This is a genomic window from Kitasatospora sp. NPDC001309, from assembly GCF_042896295.1.
In the GTDB taxonomy this organism is placed as follows: domain Bacteria; phylum Actinomycetota; class Actinomycetes; order Streptomycetales; family Streptomycetaceae; genus Kitasatospora.
The window spans coordinates 24,174-42,894 of record NZ_JBIAXC010000035.1 but is presented as its reverse complement, the minus strand read 5'-3'; the positions used below and the strand labels follow the sequence as shown (position 1 = coordinate 42,894).

The 18,721-nt window shown below is 72.2% G+C and carries 17 protein-coding genes; 11 read left to right on the top strand and 6 right to left on the bottom strand.

Annotated features, from left to right (window positions below):
• The first annotated feature begins 1 nt into the window (after position 1).
• The 10 genes from nuoI to ACFY2K_RS29730 all read left to right on the top strand — a co-directional run bounded on the left by nuoI (position 2) and on the right by ACFY2K_RS29730 (position 12,493).
• Entirely contained in the window at positions 2 to 604 is a 603-nt protein-coding gene (gene nuoI, locus ACFY2K_RS29775; protein ID WP_375888986.1) for an NADH-quinone oxidoreductase subunit NuoI, read from the top strand.
• Entirely contained in the window at positions 604 to 1,500 is an 897-nt protein-coding gene (locus ACFY2K_RS29770; protein ID WP_380531204.1) for an NADH-quinone oxidoreductase subunit J, read from the top strand. Before nuoI ends, ACFY2K_RS29770 begins: the two co-directional genes overlap by 1 nt.
• On the top strand, positions 1,497 to 1,796 hold the full coding sequence (gene nuoK, locus ACFY2K_RS29765; protein ID WP_360244848.1) for an NADH-quinone oxidoreductase subunit NuoK: 300 nt from the start codon (positions 1,497 to 1,499) through the stop codon (positions 1,794 to 1,796). Before ACFY2K_RS29770 ends, nuoK begins: the two co-directional genes overlap by 4 nt.
• Before the next feature lie 14 nt (positions 1,797 to 1,810).
• Positions 1,811 to 3,724 (top strand): NADH-quinone oxidoreductase subunit L, encoded by a 1,914-nt coding sequence (gene nuoL, locus ACFY2K_RS29760; protein ID WP_380531201.1) that lies wholly within the window; start codon positions 1,811 to 1,813, stop codon positions 3,722 to 3,724.
• Positions 3,725 to 3,881: 157 nt separating this feature from the next.
• Positions 3,882 to 5,501 (top strand): NADH-quinone oxidoreductase subunit M, encoded by a 1,620-nt coding sequence (locus tag ACFY2K_RS29755; RefSeq protein WP_380531202.1) that lies wholly within the window; start codon positions 3,882 to 3,884, stop codon positions 5,499 to 5,501.
• Positions 5,498 to 7,135 (top strand): NADH-quinone oxidoreductase subunit NuoN, encoded by a 1,638-nt coding sequence (gene nuoN / locus ACFY2K_RS29750; protein WP_375888995.1) that lies wholly within the window; start codon positions 5,498 to 5,500, stop codon positions 7,133 to 7,135. The genes ACFY2K_RS29755 and nuoN overlap by 4 nt, the downstream gene beginning before the upstream one ends.
• A gap of 253 nt (positions 7,136 to 7,388) precedes the next feature.
• Positions 7,389 to 8,399 (top strand): polyprenyl synthetase family protein, encoded by a 1,011-nt coding sequence (locus ACFY2K_RS29745; RefSeq protein WP_375888997.1) that lies wholly within the window; start codon positions 7,389 to 7,391, stop codon positions 8,397 to 8,399.
• A 94-nt stretch (positions 8,400 to 8,493) separates the two neighbouring features.
• Positions 8,494 to 9,156, top strand: coding sequence for a response regulator transcription factor (locus tag ACFY2K_RS29740; protein ID WP_360244863.1), 663 nt, complete (start codon positions 8,494 to 8,496; stop codon positions 9,154 to 9,156).
• Between the two features lie 287 nt (positions 9,157 to 9,443).
• On the top strand, positions 9,444 to 11,441 hold the full coding sequence (locus tag ACFY2K_RS29735) for a 2-oxoacid:acceptor oxidoreductase subunit alpha (protein WP_387715526.1): 1,998 nt from the start codon (positions 9,444 to 9,446) through the stop codon (positions 11,439 to 11,441).
• The gene (locus tag ACFY2K_RS29730; RefSeq protein WP_380531038.1) at positions 11,438 to 12,493 is read left to right on the top strand and encodes a 2-oxoacid:ferredoxin oxidoreductase subunit beta; all 1,056 of its coding nucleotides are present in this window, start codon (positions 11,438 to 11,440) and stop codon (positions 12,491 to 12,493) included. The genes ACFY2K_RS29735 and ACFY2K_RS29730 overlap by 4 nt, the downstream gene beginning before the upstream one ends.
• 81 nt (positions 12,494 to 12,574) lie before the next feature.
• Here ACFY2K_RS29730 and ACFY2K_RS29725 read toward each other — a convergent pair whose 3' ends face one another.
• From ACFY2K_RS29725 to ACFY2K_RS29715, 3 genes are all read right to left on the bottom strand, one after another.
• The gene (locus ACFY2K_RS29725; RefSeq protein WP_387715523.1) at positions 12,575 to 12,955 is read right to left on the bottom strand and encodes a VOC family protein; all 381 of its coding nucleotides are present in this window, start codon (positions 12,953 to 12,955) and stop codon (positions 12,575 to 12,577) included.
• A 166-nt stretch (positions 12,956 to 13,121) separates the two neighbouring features.
• Positions 13,122 to 14,801, bottom strand: coding sequence for an LCP family protein (locus ACFY2K_RS29720; RefSeq protein ID WP_387715520.1), 1,680 nt, complete (start codon positions 14,799 to 14,801; stop codon positions 13,122 to 13,124).
• A complete protein-coding gene (locus ACFY2K_RS29715; RefSeq protein ID WP_380590772.1) occupies positions 14,794 to 15,144 on the bottom strand; it encodes a DUF6542 domain-containing protein in 351 nt (116 codons plus the stop codon). Before ACFY2K_RS29715 ends, ACFY2K_RS29720 begins: the two co-directional genes overlap by 8 nt.
• Before the next feature lie 417 nt (positions 15,145 to 15,561).
• On the opposite strand from ACFY2K_RS29715, the gene ACFY2K_RS29710 reads away from it, so the two are divergent.
• Entirely contained in the window at positions 15,562 to 16,203 is a 642-nt protein-coding gene (locus ACFY2K_RS29710; protein WP_380397464.1) for a TetR/AcrR family transcriptional regulator, read from the top strand.
• A gap of 130 nt (positions 16,204 to 16,333) precedes the next feature.
• On the opposite strand, the gene ACFY2K_RS29705 is transcribed toward ACFY2K_RS29710, so the two are convergent.
• The 3 genes from ACFY2K_RS29705 to ACFY2K_RS29695 all read right to left on the bottom strand — a co-directional run bounded on the left by ACFY2K_RS29705 (position 16,334) and on the right by ACFY2K_RS29695 (position 18,707).
• Entirely contained in the window at positions 16,334 to 17,041 is a 708-nt protein-coding gene (locus ACFY2K_RS29705; RefSeq protein WP_375889014.1) for a hypothetical protein, read from the bottom strand.
• 268 nt (positions 17,042 to 17,309) lie between these two features.
• Positions 17,310 to 18,092 (bottom strand): GNAT family N-acetyltransferase, encoded by a 783-nt coding sequence (locus ACFY2K_RS29700; RefSeq protein WP_380590774.1) that lies wholly within the window; start codon positions 18,090 to 18,092, stop codon positions 17,310 to 17,312.
• Between the two features lie 54 nt (positions 18,093 to 18,146).
• Positions 18,147 to 18,707, bottom strand: a complete 561-nt coding sequence (locus ACFY2K_RS29695; RefSeq protein WP_375889020.1) for an RICIN domain-containing protein — start codon at positions 18,705 to 18,707, stop codon at positions 18,147 to 18,149.
• Positions 18,708 to 18,721 lie beyond the last annotated feature (14 nt).

Sequence of the window (18,721 nt, the reverse complement as noted above, 5' to 3'; positions counted from 1 at the left end):
GATGTCGTCCGACCAGACGGGCCGGCCCGAGCGGGCCGACCGGCCGTCGGTGCTCGGTCCGGCCGCCGGTTTCGGCGTGACCTTCAAGGCCATGTTCAAGAAGCGGCTGACCGAGCAGTACCCGGAGCAGAAGAAGCCCACGGCTCCGCGCTTCCACGGCCGCCACCAGCTGAACCGGCATCCGGACGGGCTGGAGAAGTGCGTCGGCTGCGAGCTGTGCGCGTGGGCCTGCCCGGCCGACGCGATCTACGTGGAGGGCGCGGACAACCGGGACGAGGAGCGCTACTCGCCGGGTGAGCGCTACGGCGCGGTGTACCAGATCAACTACGCCCGCTGCATCCTGTGCGGGCTGTGCATCGAGGCCTGTCCCACCCGGGCGCTGACGATGACCAACGAGTACGAGCTGGCGGACTCCTCCCGCAAGGACCTGATCTTCACCAAGGAGCAGCTGCTGGTGGGCCTGTCGGAGGACATGGTCGACACCCCGCACGCGATCTTCCCGGGCACCGACGAGGGTGCGTACTACCGGGGCGAGATCACGGGGGCGGCGCCGGGGACGGTCCAGCAGGAGCGCACCGACCGGGAGAAGGAGGTGCGGCAGTGATCGCACAGCTGGCGGCGGCGGGCGGGACGACCTCCACGGGTGAGGCCGTCCAGTTCTGGGTGCTCGCGGTGATCGCGGTCGGTGGCGCGCTGGGGATGCTGCTGATGCGCAAGGCGGTGCACAGCGCGCTGTGCCTGGCGGCGACCATGCTGGCGCTGGCGGTCTGTTACATGGCCCAGGGCGCGGTGTTCCTGGGCGTGGTGCAGATCGTGGTGTACACCGGCGCGATCATGATGCTGTTCCTGTTCGTGGTGATGTTGGTCGGCGTGACCAGCGAGGACTCCCTCAAGGAGCAGTTGAAGGGCCAGCGGTTCGCGGCGGTGCTGTGCGGGCTGGGCTTCGGGGTGCTGCTGATCGCGGGCATCGCGAACGCGCGGCTGGACCACTTCACCGGGCTGGCCGAGGCGAACGCCGAGGGCAACGTGCCGGGCCTGGCCCGGCTGATCTTCACCCGCTACGTGTGGGCCTTCGAGGTCACCGGCGCGCTGCTGATCACCGCGGCGGTCGGCGCGATGGTGCTGACCCACCGGGAGCACGTGAAGGCGCCGAAGACCCAGCGGGAGCTGGCGGAGCAGCGGGTGCGGGACAACATCCAGCTGCCGCCGCTGCCGGCGCCGGGCGTGTACGCGCGGCACAACGCGGTGGACGTGCCGGCGCTGCTGCCGGACGGCACGATCGCGGAGGACTCGGTGATGGCGACGCTGCGCGAGCGCGGCCAGGTCCGGGACGTCAGCCAGGAGATGCTGCGGCGGATGGCGGAGCTGGAGAACAGTACGGCGGACTGGCTGGGCCGGCCGTCCTCGGAGCGGCCGGTGGTGGCGGCTCCGCGCGGGCCCCTGGAGCCGGTCCCGGGCCACGGGTCCGAGCCGCGCGAGGCCGGGGAGGGAGAGCGGTGAATCCGGTCAACTACCTCTATCTGTCCGCCCTGTTGTTCACCATCGGCGCGTCCGGGGTGTTGATCCGGCGCAACGCGGTGGTGCTGTTCATGTGCGTCGAGCTGATGCTGAACGCCTCGAACCTGGCACTGGTGACGTTCTCCCGGCTGCACGGGACCCTGGACGGTCAGATCATCGCGTTCTTCACGATGGTGGTGGCGGCGGCCGAGGTCGTGGTCGGCCTCGCCATCATCGTCTCCATCTTCCGGACCAGGCACTCCGCTTCGGTCGACGACAGCAATCTGATGAAGCTGTAGGCGGAGGACCTTCGGTGAACTCTCTCATTCCGCTGCTGGTGGCGGCTCCGCTGGCCGGTGCCGCCCTGCTGCTCCTGGGCGGTCGGGCCTTCGACCGCTTCGGCCACTGGCTGGCGACCGCGCTCGCCGCGCTCTCGTTCGGCTTCGGCCTGGCCCTGTTCTCGGACATGCTGGGCCGGGACGTCGAGCACCGGGCGGTGACGAAGCACCTGTTCAGCTGGGTGCCGGTGAACGCCTTCCAGGCCGACGTCTCGTTCCGGCTCGACCAGTTGTCGATGACCTTCGTGCTGTTGATCACCGGGGTGGGCACGCTGATCCACCTGTACTCGGTGGGCTACATGGCGCACGACGAGCGCCGGCGCCGCTTCTTCGCGTACCTGAACCTGTTCCTGGCCGCCATGCTGCTGCTGGTGCTGGCGGACAACTACCTCCTGCTGTACTTCGGTTGGGAGGGCGTGGGCCTGGCCTCGTACCTGCTGATCGGCTTCTGGCAGCACAAGCCGAGTGCGGCGACGGCCGCGAAGAAGGCGTTCCTGGTCAACCGGGTCGGCGACATGGGCCTGTCGATCGCGATCATGCTGATGTTCGCCGAGTTCGGCTCCTTCGCCTTCACCCCGGTCCTCGGTTCGGAGGGCGCGGTCGGGGCGGTGCACGGGGCGAGCGAGGGCAGGCTGACGGCGATCGGCCTGATGCTGCTGCTGGCCGCGTGCGGCAAGTCGGCGCAGGTGCCGCTGCAGTCCTGGCTGGGGGACGCGATGGAGGGCCCGACCCCGGTCTCGGCCCTGATCCACGCGGCCACCATGGTGACCGCCGGGGTCTACCTGATCACCCGGTCCTCGGCGATCTTCGACCTGGCGCCGGACGCCCAGACCGCCGTGGTGGTGGTCGGTGCGGTGACGCTGCTGTTCGGTGCGGTCGTCGGTTGCGCCAAGGACGACATCAAGAAGGCGCTGGCCGGCTCGACCATGTCGCAGATCGGCTACATGGTCCTGGCGGCCGGGCTGGGCCCGATCGGCTACGTGTTCGCGATCATGCACCTGGTGACCCACGGCTTCTTCAAGGCCGGGCTGTTCCTCGGCGCCGGGTCGGTCATGCACGGCATGGACGACGAGGTGAACATGCGCCGCTACGGCGGCCTGTGGCGGCACATGCCGTGGACCTTCGCCACGTTCGGCCTGGGCTACCTGGCCATCATCGGCTTCCCCGGGCTGTCCGGCTTCTTCTCCAAGGACAAGATCATCGAGGCGGCCTTCGCCAAGGGCGGCACCGAGGGCTGGATCCTCGGCCTGTGCGCGCTGGTCGGCGCGGCCGTCACCGCGTTCTACATGACCCGGGTGATGCTGCTGACCTTCTTCGGCGAGAAGCGCTGGCAGCCGGACGCCGAGGGCAACCTCCCGCACCCGCACGAGTCGCCGCGGACCATGGTCGTGCCGATGGTCCTGCTGGCCTTCGGCTCGGTCTTCGCCGGCGGGCTGTTCGTCTACCACGGCTCCTTCCTGAAGTGGCTGGAGCCGGTCACCGGCCACAGCGAGGGCAACCCGCCGCTCGGCTCCTGGACGGTCACCGGGCTGACCACGGCCTGCATGCTGGCCGGCGTCGGGCTGGCGTACCTGATGTACGGGCGCTCGCCCGTCCCGGTGGTGCCGCCGGTCGGCTCCCCGCTCACCCGGGCGGCCCGCCGCGACCTGCTGCAGGACGACTTCAACCACGCGGTGCTGGTGCGGCCGGGCTCGGCGCTGGCGGCGACCCTGGTCTACTTCGACAGCCGCGGCCTGGACGGCTTCGTCAACGGCCTGGCCGCCCTCATCGGGGGCCTGTCCGGCCGGCTGCGGCGGGTCCAGAACGGCTTCGTCCGCTCGTACGCGCTCTCCATGTTCGGCGGCACGCTGGTGCTGGTCGCCTCGACTCTCCTGATGAGGTCCGTGTGATGACTGTGATTCGCCCGCTCGCCTCCGGGCGCTCGGACCCGGCGCCGGCACTCTTCGCTCCGGCACTCCCTCCTTCGTCGGTCGCTGGTCGCTCATCGCTCTCGGCACCGGCGCGCCCTTCGGCTCGGGGCGGGGAAACGCGTCGGGAGGCCAGGCCGTGAGCGTGCTACTGACCACCACCTGTGCCGTCCCGGCGGCCGGCGCGGTGCTGACCGCCGCCCTGCCCGCCGGGTCGAACGCGGCCCGGCGGCGCACCATCAAGACCGTCGCGCTGGCCGTGTCGGGGGTGACCCTGGTGCTGGCCGCCCTGGTGGCGCTGCGCTTCGACCCGCACGGCGCCCGGTTCCAGCTGACCGAGTCGTACAGCTGGATCCGCTCCTTCGGCATCACCTTCTCGCTCGGCGTGGACGGCATCGGCGCGGTGCTGGCCCTGCTGACGGCCGTCCTGGTGCCGATGGTGATGCTGGCCTCCTGGCACGACGCGGACCCGGCCGCCCCGGGCCCCGACGGCAGCTTCGAGAACAAACGGCGCACCCAGGCCTTCTTCGCCCTGATCCTGGCGGTGGAGGCGATGGTGGTGGTGTCCTTCTACGCCACCGACGTCTTCCTGTTCTACGTGTTCTTCGAAGCCATGCTGATCCCGATGTACTTCCTGATCGGCGGCTTCGGCGACCGGGCCGGCGGCCCGGACTCGGCGCGCCAGCGCTCCTACGCGGCCGTCAAGTTCCTGCTGTACAACCTGCTCGGCGGCCTGGTGATGCTGGCCGCGGTGATCGGGCTGTACGTGATCGCCCAGGAGCAGGGCTTCGGCACCTTCGACCTGCCGACCCTCACCGGGGCGATCGCCGGCGGCAGCCTCAAGCTGTCCGGGACGGCGCAGAACGCGCTGTTCCTCGGCTTCTTCTTCGCCTTCGCGGTGAAGGCCCCGCTGTGGCCGCTGCACACCTGGCTGCCGAACGCGATGGGCGAGGCGACGGCCGGCACCGCGGTGCTGATCACCGCGGTGGTGGACAAGGTCGGCACCTTCGCGATGCTGCGCTTCTGCCTCGGGCTGTTCCCGGACGCCTCGAAGACCTTCGCCCCGGCGATCCTGGTGCTGTCGCTGGTCGGGATCGTCTACGGCGCGCTGCTGGCGGTCGGCCAGAAGGACATCAAGCGGCTGGTCGCCTACGCCTCGATCTCGCACTTCGGCTTCATCATCATGGGCGTCTTCGCGATGACCAGCCAGGGGCAGAGCGGCGCGACCCTCTACATGGTCAACCACGGCCTCTCCACCGCCGCGTGGATGCTGGTGGCCGGCTTCCTGATCTCGCGCCGCGGCTCGCGGCTGATCGCCGACTACGGCGGCGTGCAGAAGGTCGCCCCGGTGCTCGCCGGGACCTTCCTGATCGGCAGCCTGGCGACCCTGTCGCTGCCGGGACTGGCCCCGTTCGTCAGCGAGTTCCTGGTGCTGGTGGGCACCTTCACCCGCTACCCGGCGATCGGCGTCGTCGCCACCCTCGGCATCGTGCTGGCCGCGCTGTACGCGCTGCTGCTGTACCAGCGCACCATGACCGGCCCGGTGAAGGAGGGCGTGCGCGCGATGCCCGACCTCAAGGTCCGGGAACTGGCCGTGGTGGCACCGCTGGTGGCGCTGACGATCCTGCTCGGGGTGTACCCGAAGCCGCTCACCGACCTGGTGAACCCCTCGGTGGACGCGACGCTCTCGCAGGTCCACCGGACCGACCCGGCGCCGGCCCACCCGGTCGCCGCCACCTCAGGAGGTGAGCAGAAGTGAGTGCCACCGCAGTGCTCGCCGCCGTCGGCGGCAACACCCCCGGCATCCCGGCGCCGCACATCGAGTACGGCCAACTCTCCCCGATGCTGGTGGTCTTCGGGGCCGCCGTGGCGGGCGTCCTGGTCGAGGCCTTCGTCCCGCGCCGGCTGCGGCACTGGACCCAGGTGTCGCTGGCGCTGGTCGCGCTGGCCGGCGCGTTCGCCGCCGTGGTGGTGCTGGCGACGCAGGGCCACGGCGCGCCGCGGGTCGACCTGCTGGCCATGGAGTCGGTCGCCCTGGACGGCCCGGCGCTGTTCCTCCAGGGCGTGATCCTGCTGGTCGCCGTCGTCGCGGTGCTCACCTACGCGGAGCGCAGGCTGGAGCCCAAGGCCGGCGGCCTGCCCGCCGACGCCTTCGCCGCCCAGGCGTCCGCCACCCCGGGCGGGGAGCAGGAGCGGGACGCGGTCCGGGCCGGCTTCGCGACCACCGAGGTCTTCCCGCTGACCCTGTTCGCGGTCGGCGGCATGCTGCTCTTCCCAGCCGCCAACGACCTGCTGACCATGTTCGTGGCGCTGGAGGTCTTCTCCCTCCCGCTGTACCTGCTGTGCGCGCTGGCCCGGCGCCGCCGGCTGCTGTCCCAGGAGGCGGCGGTCAAGTACTTCCTGCTGGGCGCCTTCGCCTCGGCGTTCTTCCTGTTCGGCACCGCGCTGCTGTACGGCTACGCGGGCAGCGTCAAGCTCGGCGACATCGCGGACGTCATCTCCGGCAAGGCGATGACGACCCCGGCGCAGCTGAGCAGCACCCAGAGCGACGCGCTGCTGCTGACCGGCCTGGCGCTGCTGGCGGTGGGCCTGCTGTTCAAGGTGGGCGCGGTGCCGTTCCACTCCTGGACCCCGGACGTCTACCAGGGCGCGCCGACCCCGGTGACCGGCTTCATGGCCGCGGCCACCAAGGTCGCCGCGTTCGGGGCGTTCCTGCGGCTGTTCTACGTGGCCTTCCCGGGCCTGCGGCTGGACTGGCGGCCGGTGCTGTGGGGCGTGGCGATCCTGACCATGGTGGTCGGCGCGGTGCTGGCGGTGACCCAGCAGGACGTCAAGCGGCTGCTGGCGTACTCCTCGATCGCGCACGCCGGGTTCATCCTGACCGGGGTGATCGCGGTCAACAAGCAGGGCCTGTCCTCGGTGCTGTTCTACCTGGCGGCGTACTCCTTCGTGACGCTGGGGGCCTTCGCCGTGGTCACCCTGGTGCGCGACTCCAAGGGGGAGGCGACCCACCTGTCCAGCTGGGCGGGGCTGGGGCGGCGCTCGCCGCTGGTGGCGGCGGTCTTCGCGCTGTTCCTGCTGGCCTTCGCCGGGATCCCGCTGACCTCCGGCTTCACCGGGAAGTTCGCGGTGTTCCAGGCGGCGGCGGCCGGCGGGGCGACGCCGCTGGTGATCGTGGGTGTGCTGAGTTCGGCGGTGGCCGCGTTCTTCTACATCCGGGTGATCGTGCTGATGTTCTTCTCCGACCCGCAGCCGGGCGGTCCGACGGTGGCGATCCCGAGCGCCTTCACGGCGACCGCGATCGGGGTGGGGGTGCTGGTCACGCTGGGTCTGGGCCTGCTGCCGCAGTACTTCCTGGACCTCGCGTCCAAGGCCTCGCTGTTCGCGTACTGACCGTAGCCGGTCGGTTTGTTCGGAGATCGGCCCGGATCCGCGGGCCGATCTCCGGTCTGTGTTTCCCGATGAATTCGCCCCCACCGCCGCTGCGTCCGCGCAGGCCTCCTGACCAGGGCTTCCGGCGCGGTCATGACGGGATCCGCACGCCCGTGCAGTGATCCACTCGCGACCGGATACCCTGCCTGTATGGCCAGCGGCGGCACTCAGGGACCAGGCCGCTAGATCGACCAGGGACAGAGGAGTGGTCTTCGTGACCGTCGTGGGACCCTTCGGGCTCAGCGTGCAGGACCGCGACCTGACCCGGGACGTCCAGGCCGGACTGGACGCGGTGGAGGCGGCGCTCTCCGAGGCCGTCAAGAGCGACGTCCCCTTCATCACCGTCACCGCCTCCCACCTGATCGAGGCCGGCGGCAAGCGCTTCCGCCCGCTGCTCCTGCTGCTGGCCGCCCAGTTCGGCGACCCGGGGGCGCCCGGGGTGGTGCCGGCCGCGGTGGTCGTCGAGCTGACCCACCTGGCCACGCTGTACCACGACGACGTGATGGACGAGGCCCCGGTGCGCCGCGGCGCGGAGAGCGCCAACTCCCGCTGGGACAACTCGGTGGCCATCCTCACCGGCGACTTCCTGTTCTCCCGCGCCTCCCAGGTGCTGGCCGACCTCGGCCCGGAGGCGGTCCGGATGCAGGCCGAGGCCTTCGAGCGGCTGGTGACCGGCCAGATCCTGGAGACCCGCGGCCCCGGCCCGGAGGCCGACCGGCTGCTGCACTACCTGGACGTGCTGGCCGGCAAGACCGGATCGCTGATCGCCGTCTCCTGCCGGATAGGAGCGCTGATGGCCGGCGCCCCGCCCGCACTGGTGGACACCCTCGGCGAGTTCGGCGAGCGGATCGGCATCGCCTTCCAGCTCGCCGACGACGTCCTGGACGTCGCCAGCGACGGCCACGAGTCCGGCAAGACCCCCGGCACCGACCTGCGCGAGGGCGTGCCGACCCTGCCGACCCTGCTGCTGGAGCAGATGCCGGCCGACCCGGACGACCCGGCCGACACCCGGCTGCGCGAACTGCTCGACGGGGACCTCTCGGACGACGACCTGCACGCCGAGGCGCTGCGCCTGCTGCGCGCCCACCCCGCCCTGGAGCGCGCCCGCCGGGAGACCCTGCGGCACTCCGAGGAGGCCCGGGCGCTGCTGGCCCCGCTGCCGGACTGCGCGGCGAAGGCCGCCCTGGACGGGCTGTGCGACGCGGTGGCCATCCGCACCATGTGAGCGTCCCCGGGCGGATCCGACCCCGAGCCCGTGCGGGCGCGGGCGGATGGGGGAGACTGACACCCGTCAGCTCACGCCTGCCCGGAAGGTCGCCATGCGCCGCGTCGTCATCGCCGAGGACTCCGTACTGCTCCGGGAAGGCCTGACCAGGCTGCTCACCGACCGCGGCCTGGAGGTCGTGGCGGGGGTCGGGGACGGTGCGGCCCTGGTGAAGACGATCCACGACCTGGCGGCGGCGGACGCCCTGCCGGACGTGGTGGTCTCGGACGTGCGGATGCCCCCGACCCACACCGACGAGGGCCTGCGCGCCTGCGTGGAGCTGCGCGGGCGCTATCCGCAGCTGGGCGTGCTGGTGCTGTCGCAGTTCGTGGAGGAGCGCTACGCCTCCGAGCTGCTGGCCGGGTCGACCCGGGGCGTCGGCTACCTGTTGAAGGACCGGGTCGCCGAGGTGCGCGAGTTCGCGGACGCGGTGGTGCGGGTCGCCGAGGGCGGCACCGCGCTGGACCCGGAGGTGGTGCAGCAGCTGCTCAGCCGCAGCCGCAAGGGCGACGTCCTGGCCAATCTCACGCCGCGCGAGCGCGAGGTGCTCGGTCTGATGGCGGAGGGGCGCACCAACGCCGCCGTGGCCAAGCAGCTGGTGGTGTCCGACGGGGCGGTGGAGAAGCACGTCAGCAACATCTTCCTCAAGCTGGGGCTGGCGCAGAGCGCGGAGGACCACCGCCGGGTGCTCGCGGTGCTGACCTACCTCAACTCCTAGCCGGGGGCCGCCCGGGGCCGTTCGGGGCCGCCCGGGGCTGTTCGGGCCGTCCGGGGTTTGTTCGGGGGCTGTTCGGGGCGCCCGCCGCGGGGCGGCTGCTCCGTACCCGGAATGATCTCCGGCGGCCGGGCGTTGTCCTTGGGTGCGGTAGCGGCGTGGGCGGGGGAAATTCCTGCGGGAGTTCCAACCGGGCCCGAGGTCGCGCGCATAGGATGCGAGCGGTGCACCAAGCGGACGGGGCACGGGGCCGCGCCCGCGGTGGTGCGTCCACGAGGAGGTCCGCGGCAGTGACCAGTCAGGTCGATCAGTCGGAGGCAGTGGACGGATCGGGCGGCGACGAGGGTCGTACCGGCAGTGGTGACGGACGCCCCGGAGCGGCCGGACCAGCCGGCCCGCACGCCCCGGGCGGTCCACCGGAGAGGCGCCCCAAGCCCGTTCGCAGACTCGACCGGGTGATCATCCGCTTCGCGGGGGACTCCGGCGACGGTATGCAGCTCACCGGGGACCGGTTCACCTCGGAGACGGCCGCGTTCGGCAACGACCTCTCCACGCTGCCGAACTTCCCGGCCGAGATCCGGGCCCCCGCCGGCACCCTGCCGGGCGTCTCGTCCTTCCAACTGCACTTCGCCGACCACGACATCCTCACCCCGGGCGACGCCCCGAACGTGCTGGTGGCGATGAACCCGGCGGCCCTGAAGGCGAACCTGCCGGACCTGCCGCGCGGCGCGGAGATCATCGTCAACACCGACGAGTTCACCAAGCGCGCGCTGGCCAAGGTCGGTTACGCCGCGGACCCGCTCGGCGACGACTCGCTGGACGCCTTCCACCTGCACCGGGTCCCGCTCACCACGCTGACCCTGGAGGCGCTCAAGGACAGCGGGCTGGCCCGCAAGGACGCCGAGCGGGCGAAGAACATGTTCGCCCTGGGCCTGCTGTCCTGGATGTACCACCGGCCCACCCACGGCACCGAGTCCTTCCTGCGCGCCAAGTTCGCCAAGAAGCCGCAGATCGCCGAGGCCAACATCAGCGCCTTCCGGGCGGGCTGGAACTTCGGCGAGACCACCGAGTCCTTCGCGGTCTCCTACGAGGTGCCGCCGGCCAAGCTCCCGGCCGGGCGCTACCGCAACATCTCCGGCAACCTGGCGCTGTCCTACGGGCTGATCGCCGCCGGGCAGCGCTCCGGGCTGCCGCTCTACCTGGGCTCGTACCCGATCACCCCGGCCTCGGACATCCTGCACGAGCTGAGCCGGCACAAGAACTTCGGGGTGCGCACCTTCCAGGCCGAGGACGAGATCGCCGGCATCGGCGCCGCGCTCGGCGCGGCCTTCGGCGGGGCGCTCGGCGTGACCACCACCTCCGGGCCGGGCGTGGCGCTCAAGTCGGAGACGATCGGCCTGGCGGTCTCGCTGGAACTGCCGCTGCTGGTGGTGGACATCCAGCGCGGCGGCCCGTCCACCGGCCTGCCGACCAAGACCGAGCAGGCGGACCTGCTGCAGGCGATGTTCGGCCGCAACGGCGAGGCGCCGGTGCCGATCGTCGCCCCGGCCACGCCCGCCGAGTGCTTCGACGCGGCGCTGGAGGCGGCCCGGATCGCGGTGACCTACCGCACCCCGGTGTTCCTGCTCTCGGACGGCTACCTGGCGAACGGCTCGGAGCCCTGGCGGATCCCGGAGGTCGACGAACTGCCGGAGATCGACCCGAAGTTCGCGACCGGCCCGAACCGCGAGGACGGCGCCTTCTGGCCGTACCTGCGGGACCAGCACACCCTGGCCCGCCCCTGGGCGGTGCCCGGCACGGCCGGCCTGGAGCACCGGATCGGCGGCATCGAGAAGCAGGACGGCACCGGGAACATCTCCTACGACCCGGCCAACCACGACCTGATGGTCCGCACCCGGCAGGCCAAGGTCGACGGGATCACCGTCAAGCCGCTGGAGGTCGACGACCCGACCGGCGACGCCCGGGTGCTGGTGCTCGGCTGGGGCTCGACCTACGGCCCGATCACCGCGGCGGTGCGCCGGGTGCGCGCGGACGGCGGCGAGGTCGCCCAGGCGCACCTGCGCAACCTCAACCCGTTCCCGGCCAACCTGGGCTCGGTGCTGCGCAGTTACGAGAAGGTCATCGTGCCCGAGATGAACCTGGGCCAGCTCGCGCTGCTGCTGCGGGCGAAGTACCTGGTGGACGCCGAGTCCTACAACCAGGTGCGCGGACTGCCGTTCAAGGCGGCGCAGTTGGCGGACGTGCTGTGGGCGGCGATCGGCACCCTGGACGAGGAGGACCACCGATGAGTGAGCACGCGTTCCCGTCCTTGGAGCTGGTGCCCAAGGCCGACGGGCCGCAGAGCGCCCGGGACTTCAAGACCGACCAGGAGGTGCGCTGGTGCCCGGGCTGCGGGGACTACGCGGTCCTGGCCGCGGTGCAGTCCTTCATGCCGGAGCTCGGCATCAGGCGGGAGAACACGGTATTCGTCTCCGGCATCGGCTGCTCCTCGCGCTTCCCGTACTACATGAACACCTACGGGGTGCACTCGATCCACGGCCGGGCGCCGGCGATCGCGACCGGGCTGGCCTCCTCCCGGCGGGACCTCAGCGTGTGGGTGGTGACCGGGGACGGCGACGCGCTGTCGATCGGCGGCAACCACCTGATCCACGCCCTGCGGCGCAACGTCAACCTCAAGATCCTGCTGTTCAACAACCGGATCTACGGCCTCACCAAGGGCCAGTACTCGCCGACCAGCGAGCTCGGCAAGATCACCAAGTCGACCCCGATGGGCTCGCTGGACGCGCCGTTCAACCCGCTGTCGCTGGCGATCGGCGCCGAGGCCTCCTTCGTCGCCCGCACCATCGACTCGGACCGCCAGCACCTGCAGTCGGTGCTGCGGGCGGCGGCCGAGCACGAGGGCACGGCGCTGGTGGAGATCTACCAGAACTGCAACATCTTCAACGACGGCGCCTTCGAGGTGCTCAAGGACGCCGGCACCCGTGACGAGGCGCTGATCCGGCTGGAGCACGGGCGGCCGATCCGCTTCGGCGCGGACGGGGCCAACGGCGTCTTCCGGGGCGAGGACGGCGAGTTGTCCACCGCCCCGGTGACGCCGGAGAACGAGGCACGGGTGCTGGTGCACGACGCCCACGCGGCCGGCCCGACCGGCGCCTTCGCGCTCTCCCGGATCGCCGACGCGGACACCCTGCACCACACGCCGATCGGCGTGCTGCGCGACGTCCGGCGCCCGGTCTACGACGAGCTGATGGACAGCCAGCTGGCCGCCGCCGTCGCCCACCGCGGGCCGGGCGACCTGGCGGCCCTGCTGGCGGGCGGCGACGCCTGGACGGTGGACTGACCACCCCGCCCGGTCCCGCCGCGACGCGACGCGTGGGCGCCCCCGTCCCCTTCCGGGACGGGGGCGCCCACGCGTTCACGGCTACGGCCGGGCCCACTCCACCAGCTCGATCGGGACCCCGTTCGGGTCGGTGACCTGGAAGAGCTTCTCGCCCCACGGCTCCTCGCGCAGCGGCAGGGTGATCTCGACCCCCTCGCCGCGCAGCCGCGCCTCCTCCGCCGCGACGTCCTCGACGGTGAACGCCAGGATCACCCCGTTCGCGGTCCGGTGCCGCTGCTCCTCGGGCAGCACCTCCAGCCCGCGCCGCAGGTAGACGACGCCGACCCCGCCGCCGGGGTGGCCGAGCGAGACGAAGCCGTCGGCGGACATCAGCTCGGTGTAGCCGAAGTGCCGCTGGAGGAAGGCGGCGGAGGGGGTGGTGTCCTCGACGGTCAGGGAGACGACGGTGCTGGTGATCTGCATACGGAGCCCTCTCGTCACTGCGCACGGGTTATCCCGTACGCAGTACACTATACACAGTACGGAGAATCGCGCCAGGAGTCGGCCAGGAGTCGGTCAAGGGTCGGCCAGGGAAAGCGCCGAGGGAGGCCCCGGCGGGGACCTCCCTCGTGCGGTGCCGCGGTTCGCGTCAGAAGACGCAGGGGATGCCGCCGTCGGACGTGGCGTCGACGCCGGGGCCCTGCATCGGCAGGTTGGCGGCCGGGTCGCCGGTGGGGGTGGGGCCGCCGGGGGCGGCGGACTTGTCGTCGGCGCCGGTGAAGGCGGTGCCGAGGGTGACCACCACGTGGTCGGCGGCGGCGGTGGCGGACTCGGTGGCGGTCACGCCGTAGCGGGCGGCGACCTGGTCGGCGGCCTCCTTGGCGCCCTTGCCGTAGGTCACCGTGGTGGTCTTCGGCTTGCTGCGGGCCGGGCCGGTGGTGCCCTCCTTGAAGCCCATCGCGACCAGGGCCTTGGCCTCGGCGGAGGAGGAGACCCCGGCGGCGGTGGAGGCGTTGTACACGTCGACGGTGGCCGGGGAGGCCGCCTTGGCCGGGGCTGTCGCGCTCGGCGAGGGGCTGGCCGGGGCCTCGGTGGTGGGGGCGTCGGTGGCGCCGCCCGCCGGGGCGGCCGCGTCGGCGTAGCCGAACAGCTGCTTGACCACCTTCTGGATCTTCGAGGGGGTGACCAGGTTGACGTCCTGCCCGTTCCTGGTGCCGAAGCCGTCGAAGGTCAGGGTGTTGAACTCGACGTTGCCGCCGGTCAGCGCCGGGGCCTGCTGGGCGAAGTCCAGGACGTTCCACTCGTTGTCGATCACCAGGTCCTTCTGGACGACGCCGAACAGGTCCTTGAGCTTGCCGAGGTCGCTGATGATGCCGTCCTGCTTGAGCTTGTGCACGACGGAGGAGATGAAGGCCTGCTGGCGGTGGGTGCGGGCGAAGTCGCCGGTGTTGCCCTTGCCGTCGTCCAGGTTGTGGCGCTGGCGGACGAAGGCCAGCGCCTGGGAGGCGTTGAGGGTGTTGATGCCCTTCTTGAAGTCGGCGCCGGAGCCCTGGCCCTCCATCGCCGGGTCCTTGGTGTCGTGGGTCAGGCAGACCTGGATCGGCTCCACGGCCTTGGCGATGTCGTAGAAGCCCATCAGGTTGACCTCGGCGATGTGGTCCACCGGCTGGTTCACGAAGGTCTGGACGGTGCGGATGGTGGCCGCGCGGCCGGCGTCGCGGCCGGCCTTCTCCAGGTCGGCGCCCTTGAGGCCCTTGGCCTTCGGGCTCCGGTCGAAGGCGTCCTTGGCGTTGCCGTACGCCTCCTTGATCTTGTGCATGCCCTGCTGGGAGCCGTCGCCGTTGTAGGTCATGACGTAGTCGTCGCGCGGGATGGAGACCGCCTGCACCTTGCCGCCGCCGGCCGGTATGTGCAGCAGGATCAGGGAGTTGGTGTTGTAGCCGCCGATGTCCGAGCTGTGCCCGGCGTGCAGTTCGTCCTGGACGAACTGCGGGGGCAGGTCGGAGCCGTCCATGGCCTTGCGGCTGTCCAGGCCGATCAGCAGCAGGTTGACCGAGTTGTCCAGGTGCTTGGGGGCGTCCTTCTTGGTCTCCGCGATCGCGTTGGACGTGGTCATCCCGTCGGTCAGCGACGTGTACTCGTACCAGACCACCCCGCTGGCCGCGAACACCGCGAAGCCCACCGTGGTGGCGACCACCCGGCCGACGATCAGCAGCGGGGAGTTGCGGCGCCCCGCCGCCGGGGCCGCCGCGGCCCTGCGGTCGGCGGCCCGGCCGCCCCCCGGCCGTTCCCGTTCCCGTTCCCGCTCGTGCTCACGCTCGTCAGCCATGCTGCCTCCTCCGGTCCAGGACCACCCGGGCCACGATCACCAGTAGGGCCGCCACGGCGGCCTGCGCCATCACCGGGAAACCGTGCACCACCCACTTCGCGGCGCCGGTGGCCAGGGCCTTGCCCCGGTACGTGTCGCCGTTCGCCGCCAGTTCGGCCGCGGCCGTCACGCCGAGCACCACCAGCGGGGAGGCGGCGACCACCCACCACCAGCCGCGGCGGGTGCTGAGCCCGGCCGCGACGCCGGTGCCGAGCACCGCGCACACCGCGAAGGCCAGGCCCATGCCCGGCCCGGAGAACTCGTCGACCACCGCGCCGACCAGCGGCAGCCCGAGGGCCGCCACCGCGGGCAGTGCGGGCCCGCCGGAGAAGGGACGCGTGGGGCCCGCGGGCCGGCTCGTCGTCCGCCGTCGCGAACCCTGGTCGGACGAACGTCCTCGCTGCCCCGCCACTCACTCACCCCCGGGTGTTCCCGTGCTTCGCGCGCCACGTCGGCGCTGCGCCGGGTCTGCCGTGGTAGAGCGGTTGCGGCGCTGCCAGTACGGGACGCTGGTGTTCGGCCGGCCGGTTCCCGTTCTCGGTTTCCCGCTGCTGCTCGGGGGCAGGCCCGTTTTCGGATTTGCTCTACAGAGGTGTAGAGATCGTACGCAGCATAGAGCACGCCTGTTCGGTGGCAAGTCCGCTCGTGAACGGGCCAGCAGACACTACACCGGGCAGTTTCTGAGACGGTCGGCGGGGCGCCGACGGAGAAGGAGAAGGTCGTGGCGACCACGGGCGCAGCGGGACGGCCGGAGAAGCGCAGGGCGATCACCGGGGCCGCGACCACGGTGTTCGGGCGGGAGGGGTACGTCCGGGCCAGCATGGACGCGATCGCGGCCGAGGCCGGGGTGTCCAAGCGCACGGTCTACAACCACTTCGCCGACAAGGAGACCCTCTTCCTGTCGGTGGCACTGCAGAACTCGGCGGAACTGGCCGAGCGGATGCGGGAGTTGCTGGCGGAGCACCTGGACGGGGCGGTGGACGTGCGGCGCGCCCTCACCGCCTTCGCGGTGGAACGGGCGAACGCGGCGCCGGCCGCGGGTGAGCTCGGGGCGCTCGGCCGGGCGATCCGGGCCGAGGTGGCCAACATCCCGGCGGACGTCCTGGAGGCCTGGCTGGAGACCGGCCCGGCGGCGGCCCAGCGCGCCCTCGCGCAGTGCCTGGCGGAGCTCGGCGGGCGCGGGCTGCTGGCGGTCCCGGACCCGGGGCTCGCGGCCGAGCGGTTCACGCTGCTGACCTTCCACGGCGTGGCCGAGCGCTCCTTCTGGGGCGCCCTGCCGGTGGCCGAGGAGGAGGTCCGGCGGACGGCGGAGTCCGGGGTGGACGCCTTCCTGCGGATCCACGGCGGGCCGGCCGCGGGCTGAGCGCGGGCCGGCCACGGCCGACCGGCGGGCGTGCCGGTGGGCGTGCCGGTGGGCGGGGCGGCCCGGAGCCGCCCCGCCCACCGGGTCGTCGGAGGTGCACCGGCGGTCGCCGTCGGTCACCGTCGACGGGTCACTTCCAGTTGACGCCCTTGCCCAGGGTGTACGGCTCGCCCCAGTACTCGGCGCCCGACACCTTGGTGGCCGTCGGGGCCAGCGCCAGCACGCAGGAGGTGATCGACTGCCCGTTGGTGAAGCCCTTCGGGAAGGACGGGTGCGGGCACTTGTCGAAGCTGCCGATCAGCATCACCTCGGCGGCCTCCGAGCCGTCCGGCAGGGTGCCCTTCACCTGGGTCAGGCTGGAGAAGGACAGGTCGGTGCTGCCGGTGTTGGTGACCTTGAAGCGGATGTAGTACGGCACCATGCCCGCGGCCTTGTCGCCGAGCTTGAGCGAGGTGAGGTCGGCCGGGTCGCCCTTGTCGATCGAGGTGACCGCGAGCGCGACGGTGCCCTTGGTGCTGCCCGAGCTGAACGGGATGGTCGCCGCGTCGCCGAGCTTCACCGTGGTGCCGGGCGCCGCCGTCGCACCGGCCTGGGCCGGGGCGCCGCCGGTGGTCCCGCCGGTGGCCGCACCGCCGGTGCCGCCGGTCGGCGCGGCCGCCGAGGCGGAGGCCGCCGGGGTGGTCGGCGCGGCGGACGGCGTGGCCGGGGCCTGGGTGGCCGGCGGGGTGGTGGCGCTGTCGGACGACGCGGCGTCGTCGTTGCAGGCGGTCATGGTGAGCGCGCCGACCACGGCCAGGCCGGCCAGGGCCATGGTGCGACTGTTGCGGATGGTCTTCATGTGAGGTCCCCCGTGCGTGCGGACCGCCGTGTCGGCGGTTCTCCTGAGGGACGTTCATAGCGTAGTGGGGAAGCCGGGCGCCATTCCTCGCCGCCGTCTTGACGCCGCCGTGACGAGTCCCACGCGGGTTCGTGACAAGGGATGCCGAGTCGTGATCAGTGGTACCCGAACCGCCTGCCACCTCGGTCGATCCGGTGCCGTGCGATTCTGTTCGCCATGCGTACGGATGCCGTGACGATGATCGGCCAGGCCCGCCGGCCGGCGGCCCTCAACGCGCCGTCAGCACCAGTTCGTTGTAGGTGGTGACGGTGGTGAAGCCGAGCTGCCGGTAGAGGTGGATCGCCGGGGCGTTGTCGGTGCGGACGTTGAGGCCCAGGTGGTCGGTGGTCGGGGCGAGCCGGCGGGTCAGTGCGGTGACGCAGGCGCGGGCGAGGCCGCGGCCGCGCGCGTCGGGGTGGGTGACGACGTTGCCGAGCACGGCGACCCGGTGGGCGGGGGAGTGCACGTGCACCCCGGCGGCGGCCAGCAGCCGCCCCCGCTCGCGGACGCCGACGTAGCCGCCGCCGGCGAGCAGCCGCGGGTCGAACCAGGACTCGGGGTAGCCCGCGGCCAGCAGGGCGCGCAGATCCCCCTGGTCGGACGGGGTCAACGGCCGGGCGCGGTGGCCGGGTTCGGCGGGGAGCAGCCCGTGGTCCGGGAGGATCATCCGCAGCAGCGGGGTGCGCCGCTCGGTGGTGTAGTCGGGGGCGAGGGCCCGCTCGGCGCCGTCCGGGAGCCCGGCCGTGAACCGGCGCGGCAGGAAGGGGCGCAGCGCGCCGAGCAGGTCCTCCAGGGCGGGGACGGCGGCGGGCCGGGCGAAGGCGAGCAGCACCGGGGTGTCGCCGCCGCTGTAGAGCAGGGCGACCGGCCCGTGGTCGGGATCGGCGGTGTACCAGGCGGTGTTGGGCCAGAGGGTGTCGTCGAGGTCGCCGAGTTCGAACAGGTGCAGCGCGGGGTCGGTGCGGAACCGTTCGGCGAGGGCGGTGCGGTCGTGCAGGCTGATGAGGGGCACGTGACCGAGGATAGGCCCGTTCCTCCGGCCGGCGGAACGGGCCCCGTGGGGTGCCTACTTGTGCCAGCGCTGGGCCGGGTCGGCGGCGTTGCAGGAGGTCACCGAGGTGTACTGGGCGATGCCGTTGCCCTTGAGGCACTGCCCGGTGGCGACGTTGCGGATCAGGTACCAGCCGCGGTCCTCGTCGGTCAGCCGCCACTTCTGGTTGGCGCCCATCCCGGGGCCGTTCTGCTGGTTGAGGCCGTCCCAGCCGCCGGGGGTGTCCCAGAGCTGGACGGCGCCGGTGCCGTGCGAGTCGAGGTCGAGCACCTTGCCGCTGCCGCCGTGCGAGATGGCGGTGGTGCCGTCGCAGTAGTCCCAGAACGTCCAGGTCTGGGCGGGGGACTGGTTGGCGGTGTAGGTGCCGACCCGCGTCCCGTTGGTCTCGTTGTCGGACGGCAGGTCGAGGGCGCCGGCGGAGCCGTTGAAGACGTTGACGGTGGCGCTGACGGACGGCCCGAGGTCGCAGGGCCCGGGCGTGGCCGCCTGGGCGGCGGGGGCGGCGACCAGGACGGTGGTGGCCAGGGCCGCGGCGGCGCCGAGGCCGGCGAGCAGGCGGCGGGTGGGGGTGGTCATGGCGGTTCTCCTTC